This is a genomic window from Pseudomonas sp. A34-9 (genome assembly GCF_029543085.1).
Taxonomy (GTDB): Bacteria; Pseudomonadota; Gammaproteobacteria; order Pseudomonadales; family Pseudomonadaceae; genus Aquipseudomonas.
In genome coordinates this window covers 362,956-375,580 of the sequence record NZ_CP119967.1, presented here as the reverse complement: position 1 = coordinate 375,580, position 12,625 = coordinate 362,956, and the positions used below count along the sequence as shown (strand labels likewise).

Annotated in this window: 14 protein-coding genes and 1 tRNA gene; 11 read left to right on the top strand and 4 right to left on the bottom strand. The window is 57.3% G+C overall.

Going from position 1 to position 12,625, the window contains the following annotated elements:
• The first annotated feature begins 178 nt into the window (after positions 1-178).
• The 3 genes from P3G59_RS01640 to P3G59_RS01630 are packed head-to-tail and all read left to right on the top strand — an operon-like array spanning position 179 to position 2,031.
• Positions 179-1,129: an alpha/beta fold hydrolase gene (locus P3G59_RS01640; protein WP_277760200.1), complete on the top strand. Its 951-nt coding sequence runs from the start codon at positions 179-181 to the stop codon at positions 1,127-1,129.
• 29 nt (positions 1,130-1,158) lie between these two features.
• A complete protein-coding gene (locus tag P3G59_RS01635; RefSeq protein WP_008080543.1) occupies positions 1,159-1,572 on the top strand; it encodes a hypothetical protein in 414 nt (137 codons plus the stop codon).
• Between the two features lie 6 nt (positions 1,573-1,578).
• Positions 1,579-2,031, top strand: coding sequence for a hypothetical protein (locus P3G59_RS01630; RefSeq protein WP_277760199.1), 453 nt, complete (start codon positions 1,579-1,581; stop codon positions 2,029-2,031).
• A gap of 69 nt (positions 2,032-2,100) precedes the next feature.
• Here P3G59_RS01630 and gabP read toward each other — a convergent pair whose 3' ends face one another.
• Positions 2,101-3,492 (bottom strand): GABA permease, encoded by a 1,392-nt coding sequence (gabP, locus tag P3G59_RS01625; RefSeq protein WP_277760198.1) that lies wholly within the window; start codon positions 3,490-3,492, stop codon positions 2,101-2,103.
• Between the two features lie 552 nt (positions 3,493-4,044).
• Here gabP and P3G59_RS01620 point away from each other — a divergent pair.
• The 7 genes from P3G59_RS01620 to P3G59_RS01590 all read left to right on the top strand — a co-directional run bounded on the left by P3G59_RS01620 (position 4,045) and on the right by P3G59_RS01590 (position 10,030).
• Positions 4,045-4,818, top strand: a complete 774-nt coding sequence (locus P3G59_RS01620) for an ABC transporter ATP-binding protein (protein ID WP_277760197.1) — start codon at positions 4,045-4,047, stop codon at positions 4,816-4,818.
• Between the two features lie 13 nt (positions 4,819-4,831).
• A complete protein-coding gene (locus P3G59_RS01615) occupies positions 4,832-5,581 on the top strand; it encodes an ABC transporter substrate-binding protein (RefSeq protein WP_277760196.1) in 750 nt (249 codons plus the stop codon).
• A 78-nt stretch (positions 5,582-5,659) separates the two neighbouring features.
• Entirely contained in the window at positions 5,660-6,352 is a 693-nt protein-coding gene (locus P3G59_RS01610) for an ABC transporter permease (RefSeq protein ID WP_277760195.1), read from the top strand.
• Positions 6,352-7,041 carry an ABC transporter permease gene (locus P3G59_RS01605; protein ID WP_277760194.1) on the top strand — a complete coding sequence of 230 codons (690 nt, stop codon included), beginning with the start codon at positions 6,352-6,354 and terminating at the stop codon, positions 7,039-7,041. Before P3G59_RS01610 ends, P3G59_RS01605 begins: the two co-directional genes overlap by 1 nt.
• Positions 7,022-8,257: a methyltransferase gene (locus tag P3G59_RS01600; RefSeq protein WP_277760193.1), complete on the top strand. Its 1,236-nt coding sequence runs from the start codon at positions 7,022-7,024 to the stop codon at positions 8,255-8,257. The genes P3G59_RS01605 and P3G59_RS01600 overlap by 20 nt, the downstream gene beginning before the upstream one ends.
• A gap of 428 nt (positions 8,258-8,685) precedes the next feature.
• Positions 8,686-8,761, top strand: a tRNA-Thr gene (locus P3G59_RS01595).
• 279 nt (positions 8,762-9,040) lie between these two features.
• Positions 9,041-10,030: an Abi family protein gene (locus P3G59_RS01590; protein WP_277760192.1), complete on the top strand. Its 990-nt coding sequence runs from the start codon at positions 9,041-9,043 to the stop codon at positions 10,028-10,030.
• Between the two features lie 64 nt (positions 10,031-10,094).
• On the opposite strand, the gene P3G59_RS01585 is transcribed toward P3G59_RS01590, so the two are convergent.
• Complete coding sequence (locus P3G59_RS01585; protein ID WP_277760191.1) at positions 10,095-10,328, bottom strand: hypothetical protein; 234 nt, start codon at positions 10,326-10,328, stop codon at positions 10,095-10,097.
• 583 nt (positions 10,329-10,911) lie between these two features.
• Here P3G59_RS01585 and P3G59_RS01580 point away from each other — a divergent pair.
• Positions 10,912-11,187, top strand: a complete 276-nt coding sequence (locus tag P3G59_RS01580; RefSeq protein WP_047290839.1) for a DUF3077 domain-containing protein — start codon at positions 10,912-10,914, stop codon at positions 11,185-11,187.
• Positions 11,188-11,236: 49 nt separating this feature from the next.
• Here the strand turns inward: P3G59_RS01580 and P3G59_RS01575 are convergent, their stop codons facing one another.
• Complete coding sequence (locus P3G59_RS01575; RefSeq protein ID WP_277760190.1) at positions 11,237-11,917, bottom strand: RES family NAD+ phosphorylase; 681 nt, start codon at positions 11,915-11,917, stop codon at positions 11,237-11,239.
• The gene (locus P3G59_RS01570) at positions 11,914-12,324 is read right to left on the bottom strand and encodes an MbcA/ParS/Xre antitoxin family protein (RefSeq protein WP_007961687.1); all 411 of its coding nucleotides are present in this window, start codon (positions 12,322-12,324) and stop codon (positions 11,914-11,916) included. The genes P3G59_RS01575 and P3G59_RS01570 overlap by 4 nt, the downstream gene beginning before the upstream one ends.
• Positions 12,325-12,625: the final 301 nt, after the last annotated feature.

Genomic DNA, 12,625 nt, shown 5'->3' with positions numbered 1-12,625 from the left:
CTTGACGTGGGTGCGAAAGAGACTGCGTCGTGATTTATCCAATTCGTGACGCAGTGCGTCACGAATATTGAAATGGCCCTCACTAAGTGATTCGGAACGCACTACGTTCCAAATGATTGCGTTGGCCCCTCTCTGGAGTTCATTCTCGACCCGTCCTCGCTCGCCAAGGCCAAGTCACATGAACTCATGCAGCACCGCGTTTTCGCCAGACATAGCCATCGGCAGCGCTCCCTTCAAAGAGTCAGCCGCCGACGGCTTTGTACTGGGCGGTTTTACTTGGCGCCATTCCCTGCCCGAAGCCAAGCGCCCAGTCGTCATCATCAATGCTGCTACATCTGTTCGCTGCCGCCACTACTCGCGCTTCGCTGCTTACCTGTTCGCCAACGATTTCGACGTGATGACTTACGATTACCGCGGCATCGGCGAATCGCGTTCCGTGTCGATCAAAGGTTTGGATGCTTCGTGGACAGATTGGGGCGCATTGGATTTCGAAGCGATGCTCAAACGCGCGCAACGTGAGTTTCCTCGCCAGCCGATCGACGTGGTCGGCCACAGTTTTGGCGGTTGCGCGGCGGGGCTGGGCGAGTCCGGGCGGGTTATCCGACGGCTGGTCACCGTGGGCGCGCAGTTCGCCTACTGGCGCGATTATGCAACCGAGCACCGCTGGCGCATGTTCGGCAAATGGCATGTGGTGATGCCGTCGCTGACGCTGTTCTGCGGCTTCTTCCCCGGCAAGCGACTCGGTTGGCTGGAGGATACGCCGAAAGGCGTTGTGCGTGACTGGAGCACGCCTACCGCGCGTTACGAACAGCGCCCCAGCGGTCGCGCGCTGATGAAAAATAAGGGCGCCCTGCCCTTCGCCGATGTTCGCGCGCAGACCTTGGCCATCAGCATCAGCGACGACCCTTACGGCACAATTGCGGCGATCGAACGCCTGCTCGCCTACTTCGACAACGCTAAAAAAACCCACCTGCGCATCGAGCCGCGGGACATCGGCGAACAACAAGTCGGACATTTCGCCTTTTTTCGCAGCGCATACCAAGCCACACTATGGCCCATCGCTCTGACCTGGCTGCAAACCGGCGCACTGGCCCCCGACACACCCGGGCGGCAAGTCCCGCGCAGCTGAGCCCCTCTCAACGCACGACGGAACACATCATGGCCTCCGCCAACAAGCAGCAAAAACGCGCCACCCGGGCCAAAGCCAAGGCCAAGCAGAACCGCACCAAACGCGCTGAAGCGCCGGTCGAGCTGGACCCCAACGATGACCGCATCGACTTCGAATCGGTGGACCTGACCGAGCTGTTCAAAAAAATGATCGACGCCGAGAAGATCAGCCAGCAAGCCCTGTGTACCGCGTTCCTCGAAGACCCGTTGCTGGAACTGGTCTATGAGCAGGAAGGCGAAGAAGGCGCGATGGATTTCATCCTCGCCGCGCTGATCGAGTATCGCCAGTGGTCACAGGAAACCGACGAGGCCGGCGCGCTGGCGTGGATCGAATCCCCGGCCTTCCAGGCTGACTATGTAGCGGCGTCCGACGCGATCGCCGCACAAACCCAACAGAAGAACTGAGTTCCCATGGCATCCCTGAACAAGCAACAGAAACGCGCCAAACGCGCCAAGGCCAAAGCCAAGCAAATCCGCATGGTCGGCCGCAAGCCGCTGGACCAGGACGAAGACCTCGGCCACCTCGCCGAGCCGATCCCGGACTACACCTTGGCGATGTTCAGCAAAATGCGCGACGCCGAAGCCATCAGCCGCAACGACATGCTGCTGACCCTGCTGCGCGAACTGGCGTTCATCATCGTTGATCATCCAGATCTGCTGGACATGGAAAATGCCGACAACGAAGGCATGGCCGCCACTCACCTGGCCGCCGACATGCTGATCGACTACCGCATGTGGGCCGATGGCGTAACGATCGAAGAAGCCCAGGCCTGGCTGAGCGAGCCGCAGTTCATCACCGATTTCGGGATTGCGCTGGATACTTACGGCAAGTCGGTGAATACCGAAGAAGAAAAGAGCGAATAAACCCGCTCACCAACAAAAACGGCCGCTAGTCATCACTGACAGCGGCCGTTTTGCATTACGCGTTACGGATCAGTTCAACACCACCGCGCCACGTTTTTCCAGCTTGCGACGGCGCGCCACCAACAGACCGGCAGCCACTACCATCAGGCTCAGCAGGCCCGTCGCGAGGATTTCCACGCGATGCGCTTCCTGGAACAGCATGATGGTCAGGGCTGCGACGATGAAGATGATCACCGCGTAGGTCAGGCCCGGGAACAGCCACATGCTGAAGACGATTTTCTCGCCGCGTGCCATGCGTTGTTTACGCATACGCAGTTGCGAAAACGCGATCACCAGATACACCAACAGTGCGATCGCACCGGAGCTGGCCAGCAGGAATTCGAACACTGCAGCCGGGGCCACGTAGTTGGCGAAGGTGCAGAGGAATGCCGCGCCAGTGGACAGCATCACCGCCCAGTAAGGCGTGCCGCTTTTGTTGGTGCGGGTCGACATGGCCGGTGCGTCACCGCGCTTGCCGAGGGAGAAGAGCATGCGCGACGAGGTGTACAGCGCCGAGTTCAGGCAACTGGTCACCGCGACCAGAACCACAATGTCGACGATCATCTTGGCGTTCGGGATGCCCATACGCTCAAGCACAGTCTGGTAGGAACCGAGGTTGGCCAGCGTAGGATCGTTCCATGGCACAAGTGCCACAACGATGAAGATCGACACGAGGTAGAACAAACCGATCCGCCAGATCACCGAGTTGGTGGCCTTGGAGATTTGTTTGCCCGGGTTCTTCGATTCCGCGGCCGCGATGGTCACAATCTCGGTACCCATGAAGGAGAACATGGTGGTCAGGATCGCGCCAAGTACCGCGCCCATGCCGTTTGGCAGGAAGCCGCCGCTGTCGAACAGATGCGACACACCGCTGACCTGGCTGTTCGGCAGGAAGCCGAAGATCGCTGCCAGACCGAGGATGATGAAGCCGATGATCGCCAGCACTTTGATCAGGGCAAACCAGAATTCGAACTCGCCGTAATTCTTCACACTGAACAGGTTGGTCACGGTCAGCAGCATGGTGATGATCAGCGCGAACGCCCAGATGCCGACACCCGGGAACCATGCGTGGAGGATGGTGGCGGCGGCGTTGGCTTCCAGTGGAATCACCAACACCCAGAACCACCAGTACAGCCAGCCGATGGTGAAACCGGCCCAGTGCCCGATGGCACGGTCGGCGTAAGTCGAGAACGAACCGGTATCCGGCGAGGCAACAGCCATTTCGCCGAGCATGCGCATCACCAATACCACCAGGGTACCGGCGGCAGCATAAGCCAGCAGCACGGCAGGGCCGGCAGCAGCGATGGCGTGGCCGGAGCCAACGAACAGACCGGCGCCGATAACACCGGCGATCGACAACATGGTCACATGACGCGGTTTGAGCCCCTGTTCGAGGCCATTGGAGCTTGGGGTACTGCTCATCGAAACTACCTTTGCAAGGAAAGCGATTGCGTCCGGCCCGTCTGGTTTTCCTTCTCGTAAAAAGAAACCAACGGGGCGTTCCGGATTCTGCACGCAATAAATGCGCCAAAATGTTTCAAAGTCTTCTGGGCTGCGGTTTTCCGCGCGACCGGACAGTCATCGCAAGTCATTGAGATTAATGGCTATTCGCCAGAGCGTTACCCTGCGACTCACTTTCAAGACGAGTTCACGCACCAGAAACACACTGAAAAAGTGTGGGATGCACAATAAAAGGGCGATTCAGGAACGTTCGGCCGGATAGCGCTTCCAACACCCCGCCAAAGCTGGCAACATCGCGCCTTTTTTTACGCGACACCCACGGGTTTGCACGATCAGACACCCGTTCGGTTGTTGATGGGGCGACAGTCTGCTGTGCCGATGCGACAACCTGCCACATGCCACCCGTTAACCGCTCGTAGCGCTGTTGGCTGCCATTGAAACGCTATGCTAGCTTGGCCGCCTCGCCAGGACGGCCATCCAACAGCTGGAGCGCAACATATATGAGGAACGCACATGGCTGAGGCCACGCCCGCGCTTGAAATCCGCAACTTGCACAAACGCTACGGACAGCTTGAGGTGCTCAAAGGCATCTCGCTGACCGCCCGCGACGGCGATGTGATCTCGATCCTCGGTTCCTCCGGTTCCGGCAAGTCCACGTTCCTGCGTTGCATCAACCTGCTGGAAAACCCGCACCAGGGCCAGATCCTGGTGGCCGGTGAAGAACTCAAGCTCAAGGCCGCCAAAAATGGCGAACTGATTGCCGCCGACGGCAAACAGATCAACCGCCTGCGCTCCGAGATTGGTTTTGTGTTTCAAAACTTTAATCTGTGGCCGCACATGAGCATCCTCGACAACATCATCGAGGCGCCGCGTCGCGTGCTCGGCCAGAGCAAGGCCGAAGCCATCGAAGTCGCCGAAGCGTTGCTGGCCAAGGTCGGCATCGCCGACAAGCGCCACGCGTACCCGGCGCAATTGTCCGGCGGTCAGCAACAGCGCGCGGCGATTGCCCGCACGCTGGCGATGCAACCGAAGGTGATCCTGTTCGACGAGCCCACCTCGGCGCTTGACCCGGAAATGGTTCAGGAAGTACTTAGTGTCATCCGCGCACTGGCCGAAGAAGGCCGCACCATGCTGCTCGTGACCCACGAAATGGGTTTCGCCCGTCAGGTCTCCAGCGAAGTGGTGTTCCTTCATCAGGGCCTTATAGAAGAGCAAGGATCGCCTCAGCAGGTGTTCGAAAACCCGCTTTCGGCGCGCTGCAAACAATTCATGTCCAGCAACCGCTAACGGAGCAACATGCATGCAGAATTTTAAAAAGGTCTTCCTGGCCGCCGCCGTCACCCTCGCGTTCAGCGCCGGTGCCATGGCCGAGACCCTGAAGATGGGCATCGAAGCCGCTTACCCGCCGTTCAACAATAAAGACGCCAGCGGCAACGTGGTCGGCTTCGACAAAGACATCGGCGACGCCCTGTGCGCGAAGATGAAAGTCGAATGCACCGTGGTCACTTCCGACTGGGACGGCATCATTCCGGCCCTGAACGCGAAGAAGTTCGACTTCCTGATCTCCTCGCTGTCGATCACCGACGAGCGCAAAGGCGCGGTCGACTTCACCGACCCTTACTACTCGAACAAGCTGCAGTTCATCGCACCGAAAAACGTCGACTTCAAAACGGACAAGGACTCGCTGAAAGGCAAGACCATCGGGACACAGCGTGCGACCCTGGCCGGTACCTGGCTGGATGACACCTACGGCAGCGATCTCAACGTCAAACTCTATGACACTCAGGAAAACGCCTACCTCGACCTGACCTCCGGTCGTGTCGACGCGATCCTCGCCGACAAATACGCCAACTATGACTGGCTGAAAACCGACGCCGGCAAGAACTACGAGTTCAAAGGTGACCCGGTCGTGGAAAGCGACAAGATCGGCATCGCTGTGCGTAAAGGTGACCCACTGCGTGAGAAGTTGAACGCTGCTCTGAAGGAAATCGTCGCCGACGGTACCTACAAGAAGATCAACGACAAGTACTTCCCGTTCAGCATCTACTGATCCTGACCTGTGGGACTGGCGCCGTGATTCGACGGCGCCGGCTCCCGACTTTGCCTGCCGCAATTTGAACAGAACTCCATGATTATCGACCTCTACGGATTCGGCCCGGCCCTCGCTGCCGGCGCGCTGATGACCGTCCAACTGGCGCTCACCGCCCTGTGCCTGGGACTGGTGCTCGGCCTGCTCGGCGCCTTGGCCAAGACTTCCCCGTACAAGCCGCTGCAATGGCTTGGCGAAACCTACTCGACCATCGTACGTGGTGTGCCGGAACTGCTTTGGGTTCTGCTGATCTACCTCGGCACCGTCAAGACGATGAATGCCATTGGCGAATACTTTGGCAATCCAGACCTGGCGCTAAGCCCCTTTGTGGCCGGCGTAACCGCCCTCGGACTGTGCTTTGGCGCCTATGCCACGGAAGTCTTTCGTGGCGCCATCCTGGCCATTCCGAAAGGTCACCGTGAGGCCGGCCAGGCCCTGGGCCTGTCGAAATGGCGGATCTTCACCCGCTTGATCATGCCGCAGATGTGGCGTATCGCCCTGCCAGGCCTTGGCAACCTGTTCATGATCCTGATGAAAGACACCGCGCTGGTGTCGGTGATCGGCCTGGAAGAAATCATGCGAAATGCGCAGAACGCGGTGACCTTCGCCAAACATCCATTCACCTTCTATCTGGTCGCAGCCGTCATGTATCTGGGCCTGACCATACTGGCGATGGCTACCATGCACTTCCTGGAAAAACGCGCCGCTCGTGGCTTCGTGAGGACGACGTAATGGAATGGGAAGTCATCTATAAGTGGCTGCCGAAGTTCTTTCAGGGCGCCGTCCTGACACTCGAACTGGTAGGCATCGCCGTTATTCTCGGTTTGTTGCTGGCGATCCCTCTGGGTATCGCGCGCTCCTCCAAGCTCTGGTTTGTTCGCGCATTTCCTTACGCTTACATCTTTTTCTTTCGGGGCACTCCGCTGCTCGTGCAACTGTTCCTGGTCTACTACGGCCTGGCTCAGTTCGACGCCGTACGCGACAGTTTCATGTGGCAGTACTTGCGAGATCCATTCTGGTGCGCCGTCGCCACGATGACCCTGCATACCGCCGCTTATATCGCCGAGATCCTGCGTGGCGCCATTCAAGCCATCCCGCCGGGCGAGATCGAAGCCGCACGCGCACTGGGCATGTCCAAGGCCAAGGCATTGTTCTATATCATCCTGCCGCGCGCCGCACGCATCGCTCTGCCGGCCTACAGCAACGAAGTCATTCTGATGCTCAAGGCCAGCTCTCTGGCGAGCACGGTGACCTTGCTCGAACTCACCGGCATTACCCGTACGATCATTGCCCGCAACTACCTGACAGTGGATATGTTCTTCACCGCAGGCGTCATTTACCTGCTGATGTCGTTTGTTCTCGTGCAGGCATTCAAACAGCTGGAGCGATGGTTGCGCGTCGATGCCTGCCAAGGGCGTTGATATTTCCTGCGTGCTGACGGGCGAGGACTTACTCGCCCGCTTCACCGCGCTGGATACTTTTCTGACAACGCATCAGGCGTTGTGGAAGCCCCGACCGTTCACTCATCTGCAGCTTCCCTGGGAAGCGTCCTACCCGGAATTGGCCTTATGGCTACGCGGGCGGTCGCTGGAAGAGGCGGAAAACGCTCATAACCAACCTGCTGATCTTGCTGGTGCGCCGGAGCCGTTTGCTTCATTGGCGGCGCTGTCGGCTGAGCTGAGCGCGGTTGGCGAGTTGCCGGGGCATACGCTGCAAGCTGCGGAGCATCGATTGAATGTCGATGTACCGGGACGCAAGTGGCAGCAGATCGAGGCATTTGCCAGTCGCTTGGCCTTTGCCACTCAGCCGACGCATTGGCTGGATTGGTGTTCGGGCAAAGGGCACTTGGGTCGGCGCTTGCTGGGCTCGGGGCAGCAACTGACTTGCGTTGAATACGACCCTCTCTTGGTCGCCAGCGGTGAGGCGTTGAGTCAGCGTCATCACTTGCGCGCTGTACACGTGGAACAGGATGTACTGGCAGAGAACGCCTCTGCCGTGTTGAGCGCGACACAAACGCCCGTCGCCCTTCACGCCTGTGGCGATCTGCATGTGCGCTTGATGCAACTGGCCAGCGCTGCCGGATGCCAGCAAATGGCGATCGCGCCTTGCTGCTACAACCGCATCAGTCGCAATGAATATCAGCCATTGTCCTCGGCCGGAACGAGATCACTCCTACAGCTCTCGCTGGACGATCTGGCACTGCCGATGAGCGAAACCGTCACCGCTGGTGCACGCGTCCGACGCCAGCGCGACACCTCGATGGCCCGTCGCCTGGCTTTTGACCTGCTGCAACGGCAAGTGCGCGGCGTCGACGAATACTTGCCAACGCCCTCCCTGCCCAGCGCCTGGCTGGAAAAACCCTTCGCTGAATACTGTTGCGATCTGGCTGCGCTGAAAGAGTTATCCACAATCGGCTCACCAGATTGGTCTGCACTCGAAGCAGCCGGTTGGCAACGGTTGGCCGAAGTTCGCAACCTGGAATTGCTTCGCGGATTGTTCCGCCGACCACTGGAGCTTTGGCTGAATCTGGATCGGGCACTTTTCCTCGTCGAACAGGGCTACGTCGTACGCCTCGGCACCTTCTGCGACACTCCGCTTACACCGCGTAATTTACTGTTGCTCGCCGAACGCGCTTAAAACCTTACAGCCTGTGGATAACTCTGTTGATGGATTTGCCGTGGATCCAATATCTGCGCCTGTTTCGTCGCCTTAACGACACTGGTCATTTTTTGTTTATATAAATAAAAAACCTGTAAAACAGATATTTGCGAACAAAATGAGAATGGGTTCACAAAACCTCGCCTAAGCCACTCCTCGCGCCTCTCAGTTGTGCATAAGCTGCCAATCAAAACGACATAACCGCCGAATAATGGGCACTCCGAGCGAATAATTGCGGCCTCGCGGAACCCAAAACTCTACGGCACGTCGTGCACAAATTCGCTATTGCGCGTGAGGTATATGGGCTGCCTATCGCATTGCGCCGGGACTAATTTGCCGCGATGCAAAAATAGTCTGAATTCAGGGGTTTACAGGATCTTCCCAATCGCTATAATCGTCGCCCACACGCCGGTATAGCTCAGTTGGTAGAGCAACTGACTTGTAATCAGTAGGTCCCGGGTTCGACTCCTGGTGCCGGCACCATACAAAACGAAGCCCCTGCAGAAATGTAGGGGCTTTGTTGTTTCTAGCGTTTGGAGCTCCCTAGGAGCTTCCGCAATGCTGCGACAAAACCAACAACGCCTTCTCAATCAGCAGACCATACTCTGCCCGCGCGCCTCGACTCGTTACAAATTCACATCAGCCCAACATTGACGGGCTCTTACACCTACCTATAATGCACCCCAACACACCCGCCAAGCCTAGGTTGACCCAGTCAGCAAGCTCAAATCGTGCGGGTTTTTTTTGCCCGGAGAAAACTACATGAGGCCATTCGACAAGCCGGCTCTCAGCGTAGAACAGCAATTGGAACTGCTAAAGCAACGAGGCCTGCAAGTCGCAAACGACGACCGCGCCATGCGCTTCCTAGAAGTGGTCACGCTGTTTCGCCTGAGCCCCTACATGCGCCCTTTCCAGGAAACAAACCCTGAACACACCTTCAAGCCTGGTAGCACTCTAAAAGCAGTCGTCGACATCTATCGTTTCGACTGTTCGTTGCGACGCATTACCATGGATGCTATCGAACGTGTCGAAGTCGCCATACGAGCGACTATCAGCAATCACATGTGCCCTAAGTACGGGCCTGACTGGATAGCTGAGGCGTCAATCTTCTCCTCGTCATATTCACATTCTGATTTATTGCGGCCCCTGCGCGATCAACTGAGCAAGGAGCGCAACAAACTTGGACGTGAGATTGACCGTATAAAAAAGAGCAGCAGAGCAGATCAGGTCCAGCAGCAGCGAATTGAAAATCGCATGCGCGATAACTATTTTCGATTCTACGGATCAACCTATTCCCATCCCGAGTTGCCGCCCGCGTGGGCCGTTCTGGAAGAACTTAGCCTTGGAACGGTGTCCACCCTGTTCAATGCCATAGGCAAAAGCGTCGACAAGAAAGCGATCGCGAGCAGATTCAATCTCCCCTTCGAAGTACTGGCCTCTTGGCTCCACACTCTGACCTTCATTCGAAACTGCTGCGCTCACCACTCACGACTATGGAACCGAGAGCTCTCGATTCGACCATCCTTACCTAAAGAATGGGTCATCCGGAATGCGCCTGATGACCGGCCTCAGCCCAAGCAGCGGCTATATATAGTTCTGACGATGCTGGCGTATCTAACCGATTTGATCAGTCCAGATAGCCATTGGAAATTTCAATTGGCTGAAATGATGGACCAGAGGGAGCCGGGTGATTTGAAACTCATGGGATTTCCAGATGACTGGAAACGGCAATCGCAATGGTGTTTGGAGTAAGGGAAGCCAGAAGTCTTGTTTTTTTGCCATTGCACCCGGGGAAATGTCAGGAGCAAACGCTTGCCTAAGCCAAAATATGGTGCGTAAACCACAGATTGCCAACGGTGGATAATTTCAGACAAAACCGCAGAACTCTGAATGTCTCGAGCCTTAACGCACTTTGAGAAACGCCCACTTTGGCACGTGCTTCCGCTGCCATAGAGAGCGGCACCTGTCTTAAGCGCGCGGCCTTTCCGGCCTTCATCTGACATACAGATTCCAGCAAGTCCTGCTGGAATTGCTCCAGTTCATCGACCATCGCTGATTTCTTCTTTCAATTTATTAAGAAAGGTTACAGGCAAGCTATCGAGCCTTGCCTTGATGTAAGCAATGTACAACCGAATCGAGCCTTCAAAAAGCGCACCATACGGCTACGCCGTATAAAAAAACCATAAACGCTTATGGGTAAAGATCGACGGTATGCATGGCGTTAAGCGCTGTGAAATCTGTTGTAACGAGAAGCTACCATTAGCCACCGTTGCTCATTCGCCCCTCGCAAAGCTACCGTTCAGCTCGTCGCTGCCAATTCAGCGACCGGGCCTGAGAACCCGCGTAAGATGCAGGCGCACCAGCGCCCCACCCCACGAATGCCGGCGCCTTTTTGTGCCCGCATTCACGTGTAATGGCGGCTGTGCGTGGGAGACCTTCGGGTCTGCCGGGTTCCTGTATCTCCGGTTTCTCAGCCTGCGCATAGCTGCCACCCTTTCGCCTGAGAACGAAAATGGCGGCTCTCATTTGATACAGGGAGTTCGCAAATGAATGCCAATGATCCATCCGTAATCCGCCTCGCAGTGGCACCAGTCACCTCACTCCACTTCCTTAACCACGGCAGGTGAAGCGAAATGACCCACTACCTCGATTTGAAAACCCCAGGCCTCACGCACTTTTCCTTCCAGGCCAATCAAGCGCTGTTCCGCACCAATCGTGGTGTTCCAGTGATCGCCGCCCTCTCGCACGCCTCACACTTGCTTCACATCTCGAAGCTACTGACTGCAGATTCCACAGTCTCTCGCGATCCTGACCTTCACGCTTACGCCTCCCAGTATCTGCAGGAGTTAAGCAAGGCGTTGATCGATGATGTCGTGAAAGTGATGGATGCGCCGCCGGACAAGCCGTAGATGTAATCACCCACATGAAGCCCTCGTTGATGCGAGGGCTTTTTGCGATTCACACCTGACTAATCTCAAACACATACGAAATCCTGCACTGGCTCGCACTCCACACATAGCGCAGATGCTTGCCCTGCTTCGGAATTGACACCGCTGGCGGGCGAAACGCGGCAACGCATTCATGGCCCGGCAGGCGGACGCTGTTGTAAAGCAGGCCCCAGGACTCAGACTCGCGCAGTTGTCGGGCAAACACCTGGGACGGGCCATAGGCATCTGGATCGGGTTGATGCAAATCCGGAAAGTCGTGACGAACATCGTGCAGCGGCCTAACCACGCGATTGACGTAGGTACGCATGGTCAACTCAAGATCCCCTTCATTGGTGGCGGCGAGGAAACGTTCCTGGTGATAGCAGGTTTCGGCGATGGCGGCGGCCTGGCTGCTGGCGGCGTAGTAGACGCCGAAGGTGCCATCGGTGAAGCGGCTGCTTTTGCCAATGTGGGTGAACGCCGCCATCACCGGGGTGGAACCGGGGCCGGAGAGTCGATCTTCGGGACGCACCCGGGCGAGGACGCCGGCCTGTTCGATCAGGCGATCATTGGTCAGCGCTTCCAGCGCGTAGGCGACTTCCAAGTCTTCGGGGTCAAGCACATCCTCGAACAGCGCAATCGGCGGGAAGCTGCTGTTGACGATCCGGTAGGCCTTGGGCCATTGCGGCTCGGCCAGCGGCGGAGCTTTCAACCGCGCACCCCGTCGAGGTAGCGGCGCACGTCGGCGATGTCGACCACCCTCCCCGCCAGCATGTAATCCAGCGCCGTTCGGCCATTGAATGGCGCAGCGGTGTTTGGACTGCTGACCCACGTGTAGGCGCGCTCGCGACTGTTGCTGAAGATGATGCTCAACGCCTTGTGAATGCCCATCAGGTACGAGATACGCTCCAGCGTGTCGTGTGGCAGACGAATGTTCGGCGGCAGGTGTTTGTACTTGTAGAACGTGGTGTTGCCGACGCCACCCAGCAAAGTGCGCTGCTGCTCGGCGTTGCAGCCCCAGCGTTCCATGAGGTTGAAGAAGAACTTCAACGCAACGCGCCCGGCTTCGGGGACGTCGAGTTGCTCACGCGGGGTGAGGGCTGGGGATGAGGTAGGCATGGCCGCCTCCATTGCTGAGTGACATGCTTGCAAGCCTAGTACAGATACGGATATTTGTTTTCTGTTAATCCGCTAGCGAACAGGATCGTTCCCCAGACAAGAATGTTAAAAACGCCGAAAATTGTTATTTCCCGTGCGTATTTTTTGACCCCCATCACCCCCAAGTCACCAAAAACCCCGATCCTGTGTCAGCCTCCAGCCATCGGCGGGGACATCAATTCGCTACTAAACCCGCGACAACTATGCTCAGGTACAGGAATATAGCCAGCATATGGCGCCTGACCGGCAGTCTCGTAAACAA

Excerpts from the sequence above, each read along its gene's own strand:
- P3G59_RS01640 (WP_277760200.1), top strand. The coding sequence starts at position 179 with ATGAACTCATGCAGCACCGCGTTTTCGCCAGACATAGCCATCGGCAGC.
- P3G59_RS01635 (WP_008080543.1), top strand. The coding sequence starts at position 1,159 with ATGGCCTCCGCCAACAAGCAGCAAAAACGCGCCACCCGGGCCAAAGCC.
- P3G59_RS01630 (WP_277760199.1), top strand. The coding sequence starts at position 1,579 with ATGGCATCCCTGAACAAGCAACAGAAACGCGCCAAACGCGCCAAGGCC.
- gabP (WP_277760198.1), bottom strand. The coding sequence starts at position 3,492 with ATGAGCAGTACCCCAAGCTCCAATGGCCTCGAACAGGGGCTCAAACCG.
- P3G59_RS01620 (WP_277760197.1), top strand. The coding sequence starts at position 4,045 with ATGGCTGAGGCCACGCCCGCGCTTGAAATCCGCAACTTGCACAAACGC.
- P3G59_RS01615 (WP_277760196.1), top strand. The coding sequence starts at position 4,832 with ATGCAGAATTTTAAAAAGGTCTTCCTGGCCGCCGCCGTCACCCTCGCG.
- P3G59_RS01610 (WP_277760195.1), top strand. The coding sequence starts at position 5,660 with ATGATTATCGACCTCTACGGATTCGGCCCGGCCCTCGCTGCCGGCGCG.
- P3G59_RS01605 (WP_277760194.1), top strand. The coding sequence starts at position 6,352 with ATGGAATGGGAAGTCATCTATAAGTGGCTGCCGAAGTTCTTTCAGGGC.
- P3G59_RS01600 (WP_277760193.1), top strand. The coding sequence starts at position 7,022 with ATGCCTGCCAAGGGCGTTGATATTTCCTGCGTGCTGACGGGCGAGGAC.
- P3G59_RS01590 (WP_277760192.1), top strand. The coding sequence starts at position 9,041 with ATGAGGCCATTCGACAAGCCGGCTCTCAGCGTAGAACAGCAATTGGAA.
- P3G59_RS01585 (WP_277760191.1), bottom strand. The coding sequence starts at position 10,328 with ATGGTCGATGAACTGGAGCAATTCCAGCAGGACTTGCTGGAATCTGTA.
- P3G59_RS01580 (WP_047290839.1), top strand. The coding sequence starts at position 10,912 with ATGACCCACTACCTCGATTTGAAAACCCCAGGCCTCACGCACTTTTCC.
- P3G59_RS01570 (WP_007961687.1), bottom strand. The coding sequence starts at position 12,324 with ATGCCTACCTCATCCCCAGCCCTCACCCCGCGTGAGCAACTCGACGTC.